This is a genomic window from Serratia odorifera (assembly GCF_041448735.1).
In the GTDB taxonomy this organism is placed as follows: Bacteria; Pseudomonadota; Gammaproteobacteria; order Enterobacterales; family Enterobacteriaceae; genus Serratia_F; species Serratia_F odorifera.
The window spans coordinates 420,486-440,760 of record NZ_JBGMUT010000001.1; the positions used below are offsets into that span (position 1 = coordinate 420,486).

The 20,275-nt window shown below is 55.8% G+C and carries 16 protein-coding genes; 6 read left to right on the forward strand and 10 right to left on the reverse strand.

Annotation, left to right across the window (positions count from 1 at the left end; all coding sequences use genetic code 11):
- Positions 1–133: 133 nt before the first annotated feature.
- From ldtD to ACCC84_RS01935, 3 genes are all read left to right on the forward strand, one after another.
- Positions 134–1,975, forward strand: coding sequence for a L,D-transpeptidase (gene ldtD / locus ACCC84_RS01925; protein ID WP_039992253.1), 1,842 nt, complete (start codon positions 134–136; stop codon positions 1,973–1,975).
- Between the two features lie 182 nt (positions 1,976–2,157).
- Complete coding sequence (gene mepK, locus ACCC84_RS01930) at positions 2,158–2,706, forward strand: peptidoglycan L,D-endopeptidase MepK (protein ID WP_004964757.1); 549 nt, start codon at positions 2,158–2,160, stop codon at positions 2,704–2,706.
- Positions 2,707–2,768: 62 nt separating this feature from the next.
- The gene (locus ACCC84_RS01935; RefSeq protein ID WP_371901493.1) at positions 2,769–3,416 is read left to right on the forward strand and encodes an MBL fold metallo-hydrolase; all 648 of its coding nucleotides are present in this window, start codon (positions 2,769–2,771) and stop codon (positions 3,414–3,416) included.
- A gap of 66 nt (positions 3,417–3,482) precedes the next feature.
- On the opposite strand, the gene ACCC84_RS01940 is transcribed toward ACCC84_RS01935, so the two are convergent.
- From ACCC84_RS01940 to pncB, 4 genes are all read right to left on the reverse strand, one after another.
- A complete protein-coding gene (locus tag ACCC84_RS01940) occupies positions 3,483–4,673 on the reverse strand; it encodes an amino acid aminotransferase (protein ID WP_273867406.1) in 1,191 nt (396 codons plus the stop codon).
- Positions 4,674–4,921: 248 nt separating this feature from the next.
- Complete coding sequence (ompC, locus tag ACCC84_RS01945; protein ID WP_039992251.1) at positions 4,922–6,034, reverse strand: porin OmpC; 1,113 nt, start codon at positions 6,032–6,034, stop codon at positions 4,922–4,924.
- Positions 6,035–6,334: 300 nt separating this feature from the next.
- Complete coding sequence (gene asnS / locus ACCC84_RS01950; RefSeq protein ID WP_371901494.1) at positions 6,335–7,735, reverse strand: asparagine--tRNA ligase; 1,401 nt, start codon at positions 7,733–7,735, stop codon at positions 6,335–6,337.
- A gap of 201 nt (positions 7,736–7,936) precedes the next feature.
- Complete coding sequence (pncB, locus tag ACCC84_RS01955; RefSeq protein ID WP_004964747.1) at positions 7,937–9,142, reverse strand: nicotinate phosphoribosyltransferase; 1,206 nt, start codon at positions 9,140–9,142, stop codon at positions 7,937–7,939.
- 723 nt (positions 9,143–9,865) lie between these two features.
- On the opposite strand from pncB, the gene pepN reads away from it, so the two are divergent.
- Complete coding sequence (gene pepN, locus ACCC84_RS01960; protein ID WP_371901495.1) at positions 9,866–12,481, forward strand: aminopeptidase N; 2,616 nt, start codon at positions 9,866–9,868, stop codon at positions 12,479–12,481.
- Between the two features lie 89 nt (positions 12,482–12,570).
- Here the strand turns inward: pepN and ssuB are convergent, their stop codons facing one another.
- From ssuB to ssuE, 5 genes are read right to left on the reverse strand one after another with little or no spacing between them, the layout of a single operon-like run.
- Positions 12,571–13,350: an aliphatic sulfonates ABC transporter ATP-binding protein gene (ssuB, locus tag ACCC84_RS01965; RefSeq protein WP_198772741.1), complete on the reverse strand. Its 780-nt coding sequence runs from the start codon at positions 13,348–13,350 to the stop codon at positions 12,571–12,573.
- Positions 13,347–14,141, reverse strand: coding sequence for an aliphatic sulfonate ABC transporter permease SsuC (gene ssuC / locus ACCC84_RS01970; RefSeq protein WP_273867413.1), 795 nt, complete (start codon positions 14,139–14,141; stop codon positions 13,347–13,349). The genes ssuB and ssuC overlap by 4 nt, the downstream gene beginning before the upstream one ends.
- A 10-nt stretch (positions 14,142–14,151) precedes the next feature.
- Positions 14,152–15,300: an FMNH2-dependent alkanesulfonate monooxygenase gene (ssuD, locus tag ACCC84_RS01975; RefSeq protein WP_371901496.1), complete on the reverse strand. Its 1,149-nt coding sequence runs from the start codon at positions 15,298–15,300 to the stop codon at positions 14,152–14,154.
- A gap of 16 nt (positions 15,301–15,316) precedes the next feature.
- Positions 15,317–16,285 (reverse strand): sulfonate ABC transporter substrate-binding protein, encoded by a 969-nt coding sequence (locus ACCC84_RS01980; protein ID WP_004964730.1) that lies wholly within the window; start codon positions 16,283–16,285, stop codon positions 15,317–15,319.
- 26 nt (positions 16,286–16,311) lie between these two features.
- Complete coding sequence (gene ssuE / locus ACCC84_RS01985; RefSeq protein ID WP_039992250.1) at positions 16,312–16,890, reverse strand: NADPH-dependent FMN reductase; 579 nt, start codon at positions 16,888–16,890, stop codon at positions 16,312–16,314.
- Positions 16,891–17,226: 336 nt separating this feature from the next.
- On the opposite strand from ssuE, the gene pyrD reads away from it, so the two are divergent.
- Positions 17,227–18,237, forward strand: a complete 1,011-nt coding sequence (gene pyrD / locus ACCC84_RS01990) for a quinone-dependent dihydroorotate dehydrogenase (RefSeq protein ID WP_039992249.1) — start codon at positions 17,227–17,229, stop codon at positions 18,235–18,237.
- 176 nt (positions 18,238–18,413) lie between these two features.
- Positions 18,414–18,962 (forward strand): cell division protein ZapC, encoded by a 549-nt coding sequence (locus ACCC84_RS01995; RefSeq protein WP_004964723.1) that lies wholly within the window; start codon positions 18,414–18,416, stop codon positions 18,960–18,962.
- Here ACCC84_RS01995 and ACCC84_RS02000 read toward each other — a convergent pair whose 3' ends face one another.
- Entirely contained in the window at positions 18,963–20,066 is a 1,104-nt protein-coding gene (locus ACCC84_RS02000; protein WP_371901497.1) for a YcbX family protein, read from the reverse strand.
- Positions 20,067–20,275 lie beyond the last annotated feature (209 nt).

Consider the following 20,275-nt stretch of genomic DNA (forward strand, 5'->3'; position numbering starts at 1 on the left):
GACAACCATCGGCTAGCTTAATGAAATAAACAGTAATTCTGTGCTGTCTGAGAGCAAAGCAGCCTTTCTGTTTGTATACTTGGATTAAGCAGTAAACTTTGATGTATTTTTGTGAGCATACAGGGGGCAAGGGATGTTGCTTATAAAAGGAAGCACTGTACGACGTCTGGCGCTGAGTTGCGCAATTGCAGGTAGTTTTGCCGCGTCGTTACCCGCATGGGCCACCGTGCCGGCGTTTCCCGCCGCGTCCTCCAGCATGTCGGTCGCGCAAAGCCGTTCCGAACTGGTTGCGGCGTTGCCTGGCGGCGTGACACCGCACTACCTTTCAACCTTGGCGCCGTTGTATGCGGCCAATCAGATGCAGCCGATGTGGCAGGATCGCGAGGCGGTGCAGCAGTTCCAGCAACAATTGGCGGAACTGGCCATTTCTGGCATACAGCCGCAGTTTACCCAATGGGTCAGGCAACTGACCGATCCGGCCATCAGCGATATGGGCCGGGATATCGTCCTGTCCGACGCCATGCTCGGTTATCTGCAGTTTGTGTCGTCAATCGGCGCCAACGGCAACAACTGGTTATACAGTAATATTCCGTACAAACTGGCCACGCCGCCGGGTACCGTCATCAACCAGTGGCAGTTGGCGGTGCGGCAGGGCAAGGCGCAGGCGTACGTTGAGTCGCTGGCGCCACAGCACCCGCAATATGCCAAAATGCATCAAGCGCTGCGTGACATGTTGGCCGATAGCCGCCCCTGGCCGCGACTGGCTAATGGGCCGAGCCTGCGACCGGGCGAGATCAGCAACGATATCCCCGCGCTGCGTGAGATACTGCAGCGTACCGGCATGATGAGCGATATTCCCGCCGCCAGTCTGCCTGCGCAACAGCCGACGGTGGTTAATCGCGCTGCCGCACCGGTGGCGGATGACGATTTATCCGTTGATGAAGAAGCGCTGCGCGAGAACCGCGGCACGGTGGTCAGCCCGTCGGCGGCGCCGGTGGATAATATCACTGCGCCCACCGACGGCGCGCTATTGCAGCAGCCGCCAGCAGCGGCATCGATGGCTGACAATCTGTATTCCAGCGAACTGGTCGAGGGTGTGAAGCGCTTTCAGAAATGGCAGGGGCTGAGTACCGACGGGATCATCGGCGTGCGGACGCGCGAATGGCTGAACGTGTCGCCGCAAATGCGAGCGTCGCTGCTGGCATTGAACATTCAGCGGCTGCGTATCCTGCCAGGACGCGTCAGCAACGGCATCATGGTCAATATTCCCAACTATTCACTGGTCTATTACCAGAATGGCAATGAAGTGCTGTCGTCGCGGGTGATCGTTGGTCGCCCCAGCCGCAAGACGCCGATGATGAGCAGCGCATTGAATAATGTGGTGGTTAACCCGCCGTGGAACGTACCGACCACGCTGGTGCGTGAAGACATCGTGCCGAAAGCGATGCGTGATGCCAACTATTTCCGTAAACACGGCTATACCGTGCTTTCCGGCTGGAGCAACGATGCCGAAGTGATTGATCCGTCAATGATTGACTGGAATATGGTATCAGCGCGCAACTTCCCGTATCGCATTCGTCAGGCACCGGGCGCCACCAACTCGCTGGGTCGTTTCAAATTCAATATGCCCAGTTCGGATGCCATCTATCTGCACGATACGCCGAATCATAATCTGTTCCAAAAGGATATCCGTGCGCTCAGTTCCGGTTGCGTTCGGGTAAATAAGGCGTCCGATTTGGCCAATATGCTGTTGCAGGATGCCGGTTGGAACAATAGCCGCGTTTCTTCAACCCTGAAACAGGGAAATACCACCTATGTCAATGTACGTCAGCATATCCCGGTTAAATTGTATTATTTAACCGCCTGGGTATCTGATGACGGAAAGCCACAATTCCGTACAGATATTTACAATTACGATAATACGGTGAGATCCGGCGCACAAATTTTGGCTCAGGCCGAAAAATTAATGCAATAAATGCAGTAATTATAAATAAATAACGGTCAGAATATCGGACCATATGGCCGGCGCCCAGACTCTGGGGGCCGGTAAACCGCGGGACATCACGGGTTGACTCAGCCTGCGTAGGCGGTTATGGTTCGGGCAGTGCGCTTTTTTGTGCATATTTTTTTGATATTCTTGCCGGGTTTGACAGAAACATGGACAAAATAGATCATCACCGCCGTAAGTGGTTAACGTTAGGTACGGCTGCCATGGGTATAGCGCTGCTCCCAGGGCAAGCATTTGCCAGCCTTTCAACTTCTCGCCCACGTATTCTGGTAGTAAATAACCTGCATACCGGAGAATCGCTTAAAGCCGAATTCTTTGATGGCAAAGGTTATAATAAAGAAGAGCTGGCTCGTCTAAATCATCTTTTCCGCGATTACCGTGCAAATAAAGTGAAATCGATAGACCCGCGTCTGTTCGATCATTTATATCGTTTGCAGGGCCTGCTCGGAACCAGCAAACCGGTTCAGTTAGTCTCTGGTTATCGTTCTCTGGGGACCAATAATGAATTGCGATCGCACAGCCGCGGTGTGGCCAAGCACAGCTACCATACCAAAGGGCAGGCGATGGATTTCCATATCGAAGGTATCCAACTGAGTAATATCCGCAAGGCCGCGTTAAAAATGCGTGCGGGTGGTGTAGGATATTACCCACGTAGCAACTTTGTACACATTGATACCGGCCCGGCTCGGACCTGGTAATCATGCAGTACGCTGATTGACGCGCCGGCCGGCAGGTTCGGCGCCGTGGCTGTTGGAGCTTTATGAACTATAAAATTATTCCCGTTACCGCGTTTAGCCAGAACTGTACGTTGATCTGGTGTGATGAGACACGTCAGGCGGCGTTGGTCGATCCCGGCGGCGAAGCGGAAAAACTGCAGGCGGCGGTGGCGGAGGCCGGCGTGACGCTGACGCAAATCCTGCTGACGCATGGTCATCTTGACCACGTCGGCGCTGCGGCGGAGCTGGCTGAACACTATCAGGTGCCGATCTACGGCCCTGACAAGGAAGACGCCTTCTGGCTCGATGGCTTGCCGGCGCAAAGCCGCATGTTTGGGCTGGAAGAGTGTGTGCCGCTAACGCCAACCCGCTGGCTGGCGGAAGGCGATACGGTACAGGTTGGTGCCATGACGCTGAAGGTACTGCATTGCCCGGGGCATACGCCGGGGCATATCGTTTTCATCAACGATGAAGCTCGTCTGGCACTGGTGGGCGATGTGCTGTTCAACGGCGGAGTGGGGCGCACGGACTTCCCTCGCGGCGATCATCAGGCACTGATCAACGCTATCCATAGCAAATTACTGCCGCAGGGCGACGATATGGCGTTTATTCCCGGCCATGGCCCTATGTCGACCTTCGGTCAGGAGCGCCTGCATAACCCGTTCCTGCGCGAAGAACCGGCAGTCTGGTAATCTGCCAGCGGCAGAAAACCAAAGGGGCGCATTGGCGCCCCTTTTTCGTTCGTTACCGGCCGGTGATTACAGCACGGCGACGATGGCTTCACACAGTGGCGCCATATTGTCTGGCGTCATGCCTGCCACGTTGACGCGACCGGAGTTTACCGCATACACGCCAAACTCATCGCGCAGACGCAGCACCTGTTCTTTGGTCAGGCCGCTGAACGAGAACATGCCGTTCTGGTTGATGATAAAGCTGAAATCCTGCTCCGCTCCCTTTTCCTGCAGGGTATTGACGAACAGCTGGCGCATGCGATGGATGCGTTGACGCATGTCGGTCAGTTCCTGCTCCCAGATGGCGCGCAATGCCTCATTGCTCAGGATGGTCGCTACCACCGCGGCGCCGTGTGAAGGCGGGTTGGAGTAGTTGGCGCGAATCGCCGCTTTTACCTGGCTAAAGGCACGATCGGCGGTGTCGGCATCCGCAGCGACGACGGTGCAGGCGCCTACGCGTTCGTTATACAGGCCAAAGTTCTTCGAGTACGAGCTGGCGACGATCAGTTCCTGATGCTTGGCCGCGAAAATACGCAGGCCCTGAGCGTCTTCTTCCAAGCCGTTGGCAAAGCCCTGATAGGCGAAGTCGAACAGCGGCAACCAGCCACTTTTGGCGGAAAGCTCGGCCAACTGGCTCCATTGTTCCGGCGTTGGATCGATGCCGGTCGGGTTGTGGCAGCAGCCGTGGAATACCACTACGTCGCCAGCTTGCGCCTGTTTCAGGCTGTTAATCAGACCGTCAAAGTTCAGCGCATGGTTGTCGGCATCATAATAATCATATTCCAGCACTTCCAGGCCGGCAGCACTAAACACGTTTTTGTGGTTTGGCCAGCTTGGGTTGCTGATCCAGACGCGCTTGGCGCTGGTCTGGTTGGCGATGAAGTCACCGGCAACGCGCAGACCACCGGTGCCGCCTGGCGTTTGCGCGGTGCGGGCTCGCTTGTCGCTGATGATGGCGCTGTCTTTGCCGAACAGCAGTTCCTGCGTGCAGGTGGCGAACGCCGGGATGCCTTCAATACCGAGATAATTTTTGGTGGTTTCGTTTTCCAGCAGGTACTGCTCGGCTTTTTTCACGCTGGTCAGCACTGGCGTTTTGCCAGTTTCGTCTTTATAGACGCCGATACCCAGGTTGATTTTGTTCGGACGGGCGTCCGCGCGGAAAATATCGGTCAAACCCAGAATGGGATCGGCTGGTGCAGCGGTGATCTTTTCAAACATGTCAGATGCTTCCATGGCTTAGAGTTAAGCAGTCAGAGGCATCAGGGTAGCGCCAGTTATGCGCTTTGCCAACCGTTTGCGAGAAAAACACCTCGATCTTGTGATGGGCGCATATTCAGCACAAAAAATGACGGAAAAAGGCCTTCAGGCAGGATAAAAATTTAAACGGTGGCAACAAACAAAAACAGGGCCGAAGCCCTGTTTGATTAACTTGTCCGGCAGCGAACCGCCGTTAAGCGAGTAACGAATTAGAACTGGTAAACCAGACCAACAGCAACAACGTCGTCGGTAGAGATGGCGTTGGCTTTGGTGAATTCGTTTTCGTCCAGCAGGTTGATTTTGTAATCAACGTAGGTAGACATGTTTTTGTTGAAGTAGTAAGTGGTACCTACAGAAACGTATTTAACCAGATCTGCATCGCCGCCATTGAAGGTTGCGTTGTTAGCAGAACGGCCAGCCAGTTGCTTGCCTTTGGACTGCAGGTAAGACACTTCTGGACGCAGACCGAAGTCGAACTGGTACTGTGCGGTGACTTCGAAGTTCTGGGTTTTGTCAGCGATGGTGTTGTACGCTTCGCCGTAAGGAGTCATGTTACGGGTTTCTGAGTACATGGCTGCCAGGTACACGTTGTTAGCGTCGTATTTCGCGCCCACGGTCCATGCATCAGCCTTGTCACCACGTGCGGTAGACTCACGGGTCTGGGCATCGGTACGGTCGGAAGATGCGTATGCCGCACCCACGCTCACGCCGGAATCCAGGATGTCATAAGTAGTAGACAGGCCCCAACCGTCGCCGTTTTGTTTTTTCAGCTCGCGACCGTCGTTTTCGTTTTTGCCCTGGTACTGAACGGCAAAGTTCCAGCCGTCAACCAGACCGAAGAAGTTGTTGTTACGATAAGTCGCAACGCCGTTGGTACGGCCGGTCATGTAGTTGTCGGTAATGGTGTAGGTGTCGCCGCCGAACTCTGGCAGCATATCGGTCCAGCCTTCCACGTCGTACAGAACGCCGTAGTTACGGCCGTAATCGAATGAACCGTAGTCAGCAAATTTCAGACCCGCGAAGCCCAGACGAGTCTTGGTGCCTTCGGTGCCTTGAGATTCAGCGTGGTTAGCCTGAACGTTGTATTCCCACTGGCCGTAACCGGTCAGTTGGTCAGTAATCTGAGTTTCACCTTTGAAGCCGAAACGAACGTAAGATTGGTCGCCGTCGTCGCCTTTGCTGTCAGAGAAGTAGTGCAGGCCGTCAACTTTACCGTACAGATCCAGCTTGTTGCCGTCTTTGTTATAGATCTCAGCTGCGTTTGCTGCACCAGCAGCCAACAGAGCTGGAATTACCACTGCAAGAATGTTGCGCTTCATCATTATTACCCTCATTGGTGTTATTCGGACACCTTGCCACTGCCGCCAATAATTCTTTTGGAACTATTGTTGATAGATTGGTGTCGTCCTGTGTCTGCACGCAGTGTTCCATTCACCGTCGGGTTAATCTAGAGCGAAAATGCTACTAATATCGCAATCAGGTTTCAATAGGAAACAATGTGTAACAAGATATTAATGAAAGGGAACTTTGTGACGCAGGTCAATAATAAAAAATGCGAAAGGCCAGCGAGGCTGGCCTTTGTTTTGTAACAAAATGGTGTCGAAACTGTTTAGCGTCGTTAATTAGAAGCTGGCGTTTCGTGGCGTGCGTGGGAATGGAATCACATCACGAACGTTCTGCACGCCGGTCACATAGGCGATTAAACGTTCAAATCCGAGGCCGAAACCGGAGTGCGGAACGGTGCCGTAACGGCGCAGATCGCGATACCACCAGTAGTCTTCCTTGTTCAGACCCATCTCTTCCAGACGCTGATCGAGCACATCAAGTCGCTCTTCACGCTGCGATCCGCCGATGATTTCGCCAATTCCCGGCGCCAGAACATCCATCGCCGCGACGGTTTTGCCATCTTCGTTCATACGCATATAGAAGGCTTTGATGTCCTTCGGATAATTCTTGACCACTACCGGGGCCTTAAAGTGTTTCTCGGCCAGATAACGCTCGTGTTCAGACGACAGGTCAATGCCCCAGGATACCGGGTTTTCAAAGGTTTGACCGGACGCCAGCAGGATCTCGACGGCGTCGGTATAGTCAACCTGGGCAAAATCAGAGGTAACAAAGCGTTTCAGACGTTCAACCGCCTCTTTATCTACCCGCTCGGCAAAGAACTGCATGTCATCGGCACGTTCATCAAGCACGGCCTGGAAGACATACTTCAGCATGCTTTCCGCCAAGCCGGCAACGTCATCCAGCGAGGCGAAGGCCACTTCCGGCTCGACCATCCAGAACTCGGCCAGGTGACGGCTGGTGTTGGAATTTTCCGCACGGAAAGTCGGGCCGAAGGTGTAAACTTTTGATAACGCGCAGGCGTAGGTTTCGCCGTTCAACTGGCCGGAAACGGTCAGGAAGGCCTCTTTACCGAAGAAGTCCTGGCTGAAGTCGACAGCGCCCTTATCGTCGCGCGGCAGGTTTTCCAGATCCAGCGTGGAGACGCGGAACATTTCGCCGGCACCTTCGGTATCGGACGCGGTGATCAGCGGCGTGGATACCCAGAAATAGCCGTTTTCATGTAAGAAACGATGGATCGCCTGTGCCAGCGTATGACGGACGCGTGCGACTGCGCCGATCAGGTTGGTGCGTGGGCGCAGGTGGGCCACTTCGCGCAGATACTCAATGCTGTGACGTTTGGCAGCCATTGGATAGGTATCCGGATCGTCCACCCAACCAACCACCTTGATGGCGGTCGCTTGCAGCTCAAAGCTCTGGCCTTCGCCAGGGGAGGCCACCACCTTGCCGGTCACTTCAACCGAACAGCCTGTCGTCAGGTGCAGCACTTCATCCTGATAATTCGGCAGAGAATTATTAACGACGGCCTGTAACGGATCAAAGCAGGAGCCGTCATAAACGGCGAGGAAGGAGATACCAGCTTTAGAATCTCTCCGGGTACGTACCCAGCCGCGCACGGTGACTTCACTGTCAACCGCAGCACGACCTTGCAGCACGTCGCATACAGGCACTACGCTCATAGATTTCTCTCTTTAATTGATTTGATGAAGAAATAGCTTACCACCCAAGAAAATGGGGATGAGACTATGTTACTTGCCGCGGTGCAGAGCACAAGCAGAAATCACCGGATTGGTGCAACATTTCTTGCATCGCGGCATGGGTGTCGTTGCAGGGAATAAAGAAGCAGGAAAAAGCCGGCCTGAGGGGCTGCCGGCTGTAGTTCAACTGGCCTTTTTCACCAGCGGCAAGTCAAAGGCCTTGCGCAGCGCCTTGACAAACGCCTGGTCCTGGCAAATGGTCTTGCCCGGGCTGTCGGACAGCTTGGCGACCGGTTTGCCTTTGCACTCCACCAGTTTGATAACGATATTCAGCGGTTTGACGTCAGGAATATCGCAGGTGAGGCGGGTGCCGATGCCGAACACCAGATTGATGCGCTGATAAAAGTGGCGATACAACGCCAGCGCTTTGTTCAAATCCAGATTATCGGAAAACACCAGCGTTTTACTCATCGGATCGATGCCGAGTTTCTGGTAATGGGCGATGGCTTTTTCGCCCCATTCGAACGGATCGCCCGAGTCGTGACGCAGCCCCTGATAGCGTTCGGCAAACTGCGGGCCGAAATCGCGCAGGAAGGCATCCATGGTGATGCAGTCGGTGAGCGCAACGCCCAACTGATCCGGATATTCATCCAGCCAGGCTTGCAGCGCGGCGCGTTGACTATTGGCCAGCACCGGACTGATCTGCTGATGCGCCTGGAACCATTCGTGTGCCTGGGTACCGACCGGCGTCAGGCCGAGCCGGTGCGCCAAGTCGTAGTTGCTGGTGCCGACGAGATAAGGAAATTCCTGTTTTAGCGTGCTGACGATTGCCTGCTGTACCCCTTGCGAGAAGCGCCGGCGGCTACCAAAGTCCATCAGTCGGAAGCGGGAAATATCCAGATCGCCTGCCAACTGCTTGAACTGTATCAACTTGGCGCGCAATTGTGCGACCGCATCGTCCGGCGTCACCTGCGGGGAGCGGTGACGGTGCACCACTTCGCTGATCACCGCCAGCAAGGGGACTTCCCACATGATCACTTCACGCCATGGTCCGGCAATGCGGATCTGCAGGTGCCCATCGTGGTCATCAATGCTGACCTGCTGCGGGTCATAGCGGAAGTTGCGCAGCCAGTTAAGGTAATCCTGGCGGAAAAACGGCAAACCGGACAGATACTGGTATTCGGCATCCGTTAGCGCCAACTGACTCATCAGCGCGACTTGCGCACGGATCTCGTCGGCATATTCACCCAGCAGCTCGTCTCCGCGGCAGCGGAACTCCGCCGCGACGGTGATCGCGGGATAGCGATGGAACACTGCTTGCTGCATATGAAGCTTGTAGGCATCAGTATCAAGCAGTGATGTCAAAATCGGGGAGGCGTATTGAGTCATAGCGCGTTACAGCATCCTCGTCAGGCGCGTGTCCAAATCTGGATATACCCATCATGTCTCAAGCGTTTTCTCTCTATATAGAGGAGAGCGGCGATCGTTGCGTTTACCCTGGTCACAGCCCGTGCCGTGCCCTTGAGGATCCGCCCGCTCGCTATTGCGATGCTGCTTGACGCCATGGGGTATGCTCACAAAAGAGCGAGGAGTATACCCGGATTATCCTGTTATTGAAGCGCCATCACACCATAAATTACCGCACAGGGTCGAGGATTAAACGTGCGCTTGCCGGGCACCACGACGCGGCAGCAAAAGTAAAAGCCAGATAAACCAATAAAGTGAGTAACTTAGTCGAATTAGCGATAGAAATTATAAGGTTAATTATTTTAAACAACTGATTTTATCCGCCGTACTGGCGCGGCATTTTTTGTGCCAAGACGCAACATCGCTGTAATGCTGTTGCAGGGGGCTCTGGTAGCGCCATCGCTGCGACATTAAATGCTGCATATTGCGCAAAGTGCCGATGACACCGCTAGCAGGGGGATGATGAATGATGATCCGCTTCTAATTTCTGCTTGCCATCGCGGGTCGTCTCTGGGTTTTTTTTGTGGCTGTGATACAGTTTATTCACAATCGGGCCTGCGGGGTTCCCGTACGTCGCTGCCGTCACGCCGAGCGACCAGGCGTCGGCCCGCCACCTGTAACTCACTGAGACGTCAAAGGGTTTGTATGACACAACAGCCACAGGCGAAGTATCGCCACGATTATCGCGCGCCGGATTACACCATTACCGACATTGATCTGGACTTTGAACTGCATGCGGAAACCACGCGCGTGACCGCCGTTAGTCAGCTCAAGCGCCAGGGGGCGGTCGGTGCGTCACTGGTACTGGACGGGGAAGATCTGACGCTGGTGAGCCTGCAGATCGATGGGCAGCCGTGGAGCGCCTACCGTATTCAGGATAACCAACTGCATATTGACGAGCTTCCAGAGCAATTCACCATGGCTATCGTCAACGATATTCATCCGGCAAAAAACAGCGCGCTGGAAGGGTTGTACCTGTCTGGTGAGGCCTTGTGTACCCAGTGTGAAGCCGAAGGCTTCCGACACATTACCTATTATCTCGATCGCCCCGACGTGTTGGCGCGTTTTACCACCCGTATCGTGGCGGACAAACAGCGTTATCCTTTCCTGTTGTCCAACGGCAACCGTATCGATCAGGGCGAACTGGCTGACGGCCGCCACTGGGTAAAATGGCAGGATCCGTTCCCCAAACCGTGCTACCTGTTTGCGCTGGTGGCCGGTGATTTCGACGTGCTGCAGGACAATTTCATTACCCGTTCCGGCCGTCAGGTGGCGCTGGAACTGTTTGTCGATCGCGGTAATCTGGATCGCGCCGACTGGGCGATGACCTCGCTGAAAAACGCCATGAAATGGGACGAAACCCGTTTCGGGCTGGAATACGACCTCGACATCTATATGATCGTCGCGGTGGATTTCTTTAATATGGGTGCGATGGAAAACAAAGGGTTAAATATTTTTAACTCTAAATATGTGCTGGCCAAGGCCGAAACGGCCACCGATAAAGACTATTTGAACATTGAAGCGGTGATTGGCCACGAGTATTTCCATAACTGGACCGGCAACCGGGTAACCTGTCGCGACTGGTTCCAGCTCAGTCTGAAAGAGGGGCTGACGGTGTTCCGCGATCAGGAGTTCAGTTCGGATCTGGGGTCACGCGCGGTAAACCGTATCGACAACGTGCGGGTGATGCGCGGCGCGCAGTTTGCCGAAGACGCCAGCCCGATGGCACATGCCATTCGCCCGGACAAAGTGATCGAAATGAACAACTTCTACACCCTGACGGTGTATGAGAAAGGATCGGAAGTGATCCGCATGATGCATACCCTGTTGGGGGAGCAGAATTTCCAAAAGGGCATGCAGCTGTATTTTGAACGTCACGATGGCAGCGCGGCCACCTGCGATGATTTTGTGCAGGCGATGGAAGACGCCTCCAACGTCGATCTGTCGCTGTTCCGTCGTTGGTACAGCCAATCAGGCACGCCAACGCTGACGGTGCGCGACGAATATAACGCCGAGCATCAGCAGTATCGTTTGCACGTCAGCCAGCACACGGCACCGACCGCCGATCAACCTGAGAAGCTGCCGCTGCATATTCCGTTGAACATCGAACTGTATGACGCCCAAGGGCAGGTGATTGCGCTGCAAAAAGATGGCCTGCCGGTTAACAATGTGTTGAACGTGACCGAAGCGGAACAGACTTTTGTCTTTGATGGCGTCGAGCATCCGCCAGTGCCGTCGCTGCTGCGTGAGTTTTCGGCGCCGGTGAAGCTGGATTATACCTACAGCGACAAGCAGCTGACCTTCCTGATGCAGCATGCGCGTAACGATTTTGCCCGTTGGGATGCCGCGCAGAGCCTGCTGGCCACCTACATCAAACTGAACGTCGCCAAATATCAGCAGAAGCAGCCGCTCACCTTGCCGTTGCATGTGGCCGACGCGTTCCGCGCGGTATTGCTGGATGAAAAACTGGATCCGGCGCTGGCGGCGCAGATCCTGACCCTGCCGTCAGAAAGTGAAATTGCCGAGCTGTTTACGGTCATCGATCCGAGTGCGATCGCGGCGGTGCATGAGGCGATTACCCGTTGTCTGGCGCAAGAAATGACCGACGAATGGCTAGCGGTCTATCACCACAACAAGACCGACGGCTATCGCGTTGAACATGGCGACATTGCCAAACGCGCGTTGCGCAATACCTGTCTGCACTATCTGGCCTTTGCCGATGAGCAACAGGCTGACCGTCTGGTGGCCGAACAGTTCAAGCATGCCGATAACATGACCGACTCGCTGGCGGCGCTGGCAGCGGCGGTGGCGGCGCAGTTACCGTGTCGTGATGCGCTGATGGCCGCGTTCGACCAGCGTTGGCATCAGGATGGTCTGGTGATGGACAAATGGTTTGCGCTGCAGGCTACCAGCCCGGCCGCCGACGTACTCGCCACGGTGCGCAGCCTGCTGCAACACCGTTCATTCAGCCTGAGCAACCCGAACCGTACCCGTTCGCTGGTGGGCGCCTTTGCCGCAGCCAATCCATCAGCGTTCCACGCCGCAGACGGTAGCGGTTATCAGTTCCTGGTAGAAATCCTCAGCGATCTGAACACCCGCAATCCGCAGGTGGCAGCGCGTTTGATCGAACCACTGATTCGTCTCAAGCGTTACGATGCCGGGCGCGAGGCGCTGATGCGCCAGGCGTTGGAGCAGTTGAAGGCGCTGCCAAATCTGTCTGGCGATCTGTTTGAGAAGATCAGCAAGGCGCTGGACGCCTAATCGACGCCATCAAACGGCCTGATTGAGCGTAAAAATGCCGTTCGGTTAACCCTGAACGGCATTTTTTATTGATGGCTATGGCCAATATTTCAATTCGCTGCGTGCCGCGGGAGCTGCTGCGCCGCTGGCGGCGACAGTACCCGCTCCAGTAGCTGCGCTTCAAGCTCCGCCAACTTTGCCGATCCTTTGCGGCGTGGACGTGGCAGATCGATGGTCAGATCCAGCCCAATGCGGCCTTCCTCAATCAACAGTACCCGGTCGGCCAGGGCGATCGCCTCGCTGACGTCGTGGGTCACCAGCAGCACGGTAAAGCCATGCTGTTGCCACAGACTTTCGATCAATCCCTGCATTTCAATACGCGTTAATGCATCAAGTGCGCCCAGCGGTTCATCCAGCAGCAGCAGACGCGGGCGGTGGATCAGCGCGCGTGCCAGCGCGACGCGTTGTTTCTGTCCGCCGGACAGCGCGGCCGGCCATTCATGAGCGCGATCGGCCAGGCCTACCGTTGCCAACGCCTGCTGCGCATCTGCGCGCCAGTTACCGTGCAAACCGAGCCCGACGTTATCGATGACCTTTTTCCACGGCAGTAGCCGGGCGTCCTGGAACATCAAGCGGGTATCATCCTTGGCGCTGCTGAGTGGGGCGTTGTTGCCGGTCAGCAGCTCGCCGCTGCTGGCTTTTTCCAGCCCGGCCAGCAAGCGTAGCAGCGTGCTTTTACCGCAGCCGCTGCGTCCTACCACCGCGACGAACTGCCCGGCGGTGATGCGCAGTTGCACATTTTCCAATACGGTGCGCTTGCCGTAACGCTTCTCGATGGATTGCAGAGTGACCGGCGTACCTTGTGGAATGCGGGTGGGCGTCATCGTCATAATGCTTCTCCGTGTTTCAGTTGATAGGCCGGGTGCCAGCGCAACCAGACGCGTTCAAGCAACTGGGCGCTGAGGTCCGCCAGTTTGCCGAGCACGGCGTACAGCACGATCGCCACCACCACGATGTCGGTTTGCAGAAACTCGCGGGCGTTCATCGCCAGATAGCCAATACCTGAATTGGCGGAGATGGTTTCGGCGACGATCAGCGTCAACCACATAAAGCCGAGCGCAAAACGCACGCCAACCATGATTGACGGCAAGGCACCGGGCAGTACCACCTGGGTGAACAGCCGAAAACCGCTGAGGCCGTAGCTGCGCGCCATTTCCAGCAGGCCGCGATCGATATTTTTAATGCCGTGATAGGTATTCAGGTAGATCGGGAACAGGGTGCCCAACGCGACCAGAAAAATCTTGGCGGACTCGTCAATGCCGAACCACAGGATCACCAGCGGGATCAAGGCCAGATGCGGCACGTTACGGATCATTTGCACCGAACTGTCCAATAGCCGCTCTCCCCAGCGCGACAGACCGGTAATAAAGCCCAGCAGCAGACCGAGACTGCCACCGATGCTAAAACCGATAAACGCGCGCCAGCTGCTGATGGTCAGGTGTTGCCACAGTTCGCCACTTTTGGTCAGCGACCAGAAGGCGCCGATCACGGCGCTGGGCGCCGGCAGAATGCGGTTCGACAGCCAGCCGACGTCGACCGAAAATTGCCACAATGCCACTAACGCTACCGGCAGCGCCCACGGGGCCAGGCGGTATAGCAGACGTTGTACGTTGTTTGCCATGGGACGCTCCTCAGCTCTGGGCCGTCTTCTGCGGCACGTAAATATTAGCGACCACTTCACCCTGCGCCTTGACCGCGCGCAATGGCGCTGGGGCTGCGTTGTTGGCCAAATCCAGATGCGGGAACAGCAGTTCACCGACGCGGTAGGCCTCTTCCAGGTGCGGATAGCCGGACAGAATAAAAGTATCGATACCCAGATCGGCATACTCCTGTATGCGCGCTGCGACCGTCGGGCCGTCGCCAACCAGTGCAGTGCCAGCCCCTCCGCGCACCAGACCGACACCGGCCCACAGATTGGGGCTGATTTCCAGATTGTCTTTTTTGCCGCCGTGCAGTTCTGCCATGCGGCGTTGGCCAACCGAGTCAAAGCGGGCAAAGGCTTGTTGCGCATCGGCAATGGTCTGATCGTCCAAATTGGCGATCAGTCGATCGGCAGCGCGCCAGGCCTCATCGGTGGTTTCACGCACGATGACGTGCAGCCGAATGCCGAAACGCACCTTGCGTCCTTTCGCCGCCGCTTTGGCGCGCACCTGCTCCAGCTTTTCCCTGACCTGTGCCGGCGGTTCGCCCCAGGTCAGATACAGTTCGACCTGATCGGCTGCCAGATCCTGCGCCGCCTCAGAGGATCCGCCGAAATACAGCGGTGGTCGCGGTTGCTGCACCGGTGGGAACAGCAGTTTGGCGCCTTTGACCTGAATATGCTTGCCCTGGTAATCAACGGTTTCACCTTCCAGCACCTTGCGCCAGATATGGGTGAATTCCGCCGAGGCTTCGTAACGCTGCTCGTGGTCGAGGTGCAGTCCTTCTGCTGCCAGCTCATCGGGATCGCCGCCGGTCACCAGATTGAACAGCGCGCGACCATGGGAAAGCCTGTCCAGCGTGGCGGCCTGCCGTGCCGCCAGGGTCGGCGAAATAATACCGGGGCGCAGCGCCACCAGAAACTTCAGGCGCTGGGTGACCGGGATCAGCGAAGCGGCCACCAGCCACGAATCCTCGCAGGAACGCCCGGTGGGGATCAGCACCCCGCCAAAGCCCAGTCGGTCCGCCGCTTGGGCGATCTGCTGCAGGTAACCGTAATCGACGCTGCGGGCACCTTCGGACGTCCCCAGATAATGGCCGTCTCCGTGGGTGGGCAAGAACCAGAAAACATTCAGACTCATGATTTATTCTCCTGTATCACTGGGCGCTGGGCTGCCAGACGCGTTGTGAAATATCGACCTTGACCGGAACCAGATGGTTGGCATAGAACAGATCGGCGGTTTGCTGTTGTGCTTTGATGATTTGCGGGCTGAGCGGGGCGATCGACGTTGGCGGGCGATGATCCAGGTAGGTGGCGATCACCGGTTCCGGCAGTCCCATCGCCTTGGACAGCAATGTGACGCTTTGCGCCCGATCGCTACGGGTGAGAGCATCGGCCTGCGTCAGCACGTTCAATATCTGTTGAATGAAGGCGCCATGGGCTTCGGCATAGGGGCGCGCTGCCAGATAGAACGAACCGGTCTGGTTGAGATTACTGCCGTCGGTCAGTACCTTCACGCCGCCTTGCAACAACGCGGCAGAATAATAAGGATCCCAAATCGCCCAGGCGTCCACGTTGCCTTGCTGGAAGGCTGCGCGGGCATCGGCCGGCGTCAGATACACCGGCTGAATATCAGTGAACTTCAGGCCGGCGCGCTGTAACGCCCGCAGCAGGAGATTGTGCGAGCTGGAGCCTTTTTGAAAGGCAACCTTGCGACCCTTCAGTTCGGCGACGTCTTTGATTGGACTGTTTTCCGGCACCAGGATCACTTCTGCCTTCGGTTTTGCCGGCTCGACGCCGACGTACAGCAGATCGGCGCCGGCGGCCTGGGCAAAGATCGGCGGTATATCGCCGGTGCTGCCCAAATCGATGCTGCCGACGTTCAGCGCTTCAAGCATTTGTGGGCCAGCGGGGAATTCTACCCAACTGATGTTGACCTTGGGGAAACGCTGCTCAAGCATCCGGTGGGTCTTGGCCAATACCAGACTCACCGAACCCTTTTGGTAGCCGATACGCAACTGCTGTGGTTCATGATGCGGTGCGGCCGCGACGCCGGTTGTCGCCAGCGCCAGCAGTCCGGCCAGGGTGCCGCCAAACCAGCGGCGTAAGGAAGAAAATCGCTTCATTATTACTCCTGATTATTGTATCGGCGTTATGCGGTTTGCCCGGTCAGCAACGTCGACTTGGCCTTGACCGTTGGCGGCTTGCGGCGGCCTAGCGCCAGATAAAAACTCTCCAGCGCTTCTTCCAGCCGCAGGGAAACGCTTTCCGCCAGCGTTGCTTCACTGCCGTTCAGTGCGATCTGGCTGTCATCGGCGAACACTCCGTGCAGCACTTCCTGTGCTTTCAGCGCCGCCAGTACCGGCTTGAGCGCATAGTCCACCGCCAGCATGTGACCAACCGAGCCGCCGGTAGCCAGTGGCAACACCACCTTGTGCTCAAGCGCACGTTCAGGCAGCAGATCCAGCAGGGTTTTCAACGCGCCGGAGAATGAGGCTTTGTACACCGGCGTGGCGATCAACAGGCCGTCAGCCTGCGCCAGCTGTTCGGCAAAAGCTTTTACTGCCGGGCTGGCGAAGTTGGCGTACAGCAGATCGTCGGCGTTAAAGTCATGCAGGTTATACGCGACGACGTCCACGCCCTGTTGTTGTAACCAATGCTGGCTGAGCGCCAGCAACGCCGCTGAACGTGATGGAATGCGTGGGCTGCCGGCCAGTGATATAACGCGCATGATCACTCCTTATAACTAAAAGTTAGGTTTAATTAATAAATGCTTGGTAAGAGTTCTAAAACTAACAGCAAAGACGCGCGTTGTTTAAATCTCATTTTTTGATTTTGTTATGCGCAAATGTGAATTGACGGCACAACCTACGGCGGCAAGGAAAACGGTTGCGTAAAAAAGACCTTTTTTGCGTTTAATCAATTCCAATTACCCAGGGGATCCCGGATAATACGCCCCCGGTTTGCAACGTTCCCCAACCGCAGGCAGGCGACGTGGGTAGGGTGGGCGAGCAACAAATACACAGCGTGAAGCATGCTGGTCATCACCGGGAAATCAGGAGCGTACATGTACTACCCCCTCATCAGGAAAGCGTTGTTCCAGCTCGATCCAGAGCGAGCGCATGAATTGACCTTTCGCCAGCTGCGTCGTGTAACCGGCAGTCCATTGGCGTTTCTGGTCCGCCAGTCGGTGCCGACCAAGCCGGTGAGCTGTATGGGGTTGTCGTTTAAAAATCCGTTAGGTTTGGCTGCCGGTCTGGATAAAGACGGCGAATGTATAGACGCCTTGGGCGCGATGGGATTTGGCTTTATCGAAGTCGGCACCGTAACGCCGCGCCCACAGTCAGGCAATGACAAGCCACGCCTGTTCCGCATCGTTGAGGCCGAAGGGTTGATCAACCGCATGGGGTTTAACAACCGCGGCGTGGATAACCTGGTTGAAAACGTCAAACGTTCGCACTTTGGCGGCATCCTGGGGATTAATATCGGCAAGAATAAAGATACGCCGGTTGAACAGGGCAAAGACGATTATCTGATCTGCATGGATAAAGTTTATCCGTATGCCGGTTATATTGCGATCAACATTTCTTCGCCAAATACGCCAGGACTACGATCCTTGCAGTATGGTGAAGCGCTGGACGATCTTTTAGCCGCAGTTAAAAATAAACAGGCAGAATTACATGCGCGCCATCACAAATATGTGCCGGTGGCGGTAAAGATCGCGCCGGATCTTTCTGAAGAAGAATTGATCCAAATAGCGGACAGTTTGCTGCGCCATAATATAGACGGCGTTATTGCCACCAATACTACGCTGGATCGCAAACTGGTGCAGGGCTTGAATTACTGTGAGCAAATGGGGGGCTTGAGTGGCCGTCCTTTACAGTCGCGCAGTACCGAAGTGATCCGCCGACTGTCACAGGAGTTGCAAGGCAGGCTGCCTATTATCGGCGTCGGTGGGATTGATTCTCTGACCGCGGCACGAGAAAAAATAGCGGCCGGGGCAACGCTGGTGCAAATTTATTCCGGATTTATCTTTCATGGCCCACGTTTGATTAAAGATATCGTTACGCATATCTAATATTTTTCCTTTCATTTGTTGCCGGGGGTTTATTTCTTCCCCCGGCTCGTCTATATTTTGTTCGTTAGCATAAATATCGTTCGCAGATTTATCCGATGTTTAAGCGGCTTTTATGGTGATAAAATCACCTTATTGGGGTAAATACGGCGTTGGCTTGTGGCGAGAAGGGATAAACAATGAAGATAAAACCTGACGATAATTGGCGTTGGTATTTTGACGCCGAACACGATCGGCTGATGCTCGATTTGGCCAATGGGATGATCTTCCGTTCACGTTTCCCGGCCAAAATGCTTACCCCGGACGCATTCGCCGAATGCGCTTTTTGCGTTGACGACGCCGCGCTTTATTTCACCTATGAAGAACAGTGCAAGCAAATCAAGCTCAGCCATGAGCAACGGGCTGAACTGGTATTAAATGCGTTGGTGGCTTACCGTTTTCTAAAACCCCTGATGCCAAAGAGCTGGCATTTCGCCCAGCAGCATTTCCCGTTACAGCCGAAGAATGGCGAACTGGCGGCGGTCAAGGTGATGGAAAGCGGCGAAGACGCTCGCCTGTTGGTGGTGGAGGCCGGTGACAACGCCAGCCTGTGTCTGCTGGCGCAATATCAGCTGTCAGTGGCCGGCCGCACCATGGTGCTTGGCGATGCCATCAAGGTGATGCACGATCGTCTCAAACCCTGCTCGCAGGATAATGCAGCGGCGCCGGCCTACGATCGGGCGGTATGATTACGCCAGCTGGATATCGGTTTTAGGAATACAACTGCACGACAGTATGGTGCCGTTATTCGCCACCGCGCTTTTCTTCAGCGGTGCCACTTCGCCACCGATCAGCGTCAACCGGCAGCTGCCGCAGATACCTGCTCGGCAAGAATAGGGTATGTGCAACCCTTGCTGTTCCAGCTGTTCTAACAGAATTTGCTGATTATTCCCGGTGAACACCGTGCCCTGGTAGTCAATGGTCACCTGCTGCGCGTTGTCCTGCGGCGCCTGCACGCTTTCGACAACGGCGCCTGCGCCATACGGGCGTGGCGGCTTGCTTGATAACACCTCTACCGCATCGCCGACGCGAATTACGCCGCTGTTGCGCGCAATCATATTTTGACCGAAATCGACATCACCGTTATCCGCCGTGCGGAATTGTTGCAGCGTATTCAAGGGTTCGCCGCTGGGGTGCTTGCGACCACGCTCGATGCTGATGGTGGTCAATACGCAGCGACTGCACGGTTTGACCAGATCAAACATCACCTCGCCAACGCGGATCACCTGCCAGCCGTCTTCGGCCCACGGGCTGGCGCCGCTGACCACCAGGTTGGGGCGGAACTGCTCCAGTTTGATGCTGCCGGGGCAGCGTTGCTGCAGATCGTGGAATGAGGCTTCATTAACCAGCAGAAACGGATAGCCGTCGGCGAATGACAGCGGGATTTCCGGGTGCTTTTTAACCCGACGGCTAAGTTGCGGCCCCAGCCAGCGCAGCTGCACGTCGCGTTGAAAATAGCCGCTGAGCCACTGGTTGATCGCAGGCGGTGCGATGGACGCGGTAAAGTGGTTGCCCCAGACTTCGGTCGGTTGCCCATCGTCACTGAAATCGCTGAAACGAACGGTGGCGCTTGCGCCGTCCGGCGCAGCCAGGTAAAGACCGTCGGCTAACAAGGCCGGCGTGAACAACACCATCTGCGGATATTGGCGAGCGGTAATAAAGGTGCCATCGGGAGTGGTGATCATAAAACTGCGGTCAAACGCCAGGCCATGACTGGCAACCTGCGCATGCGACAGCTGCAAGCCGCGCATGGATTTAACCGGATGTACATAAAGCCTGGATAGCGTGATCATCCTAATCTGCCTATTGTTAATTAGGGAAAAAGGCAACTTTATGACAAGCGATGGGGTTTAGCCATAGCCATTGTGCAACAAGCGGCACCTTGGCGAGCGCTGAAGCGCCGGCGCCTCCCGGCGCATTCCTCCCTGGGAGCGGCTAAACGCTGGCGTAATAGGCGCCCCCATCCCTGCCGCCTCAATGCAACGCGGATTATTTAGGGTAT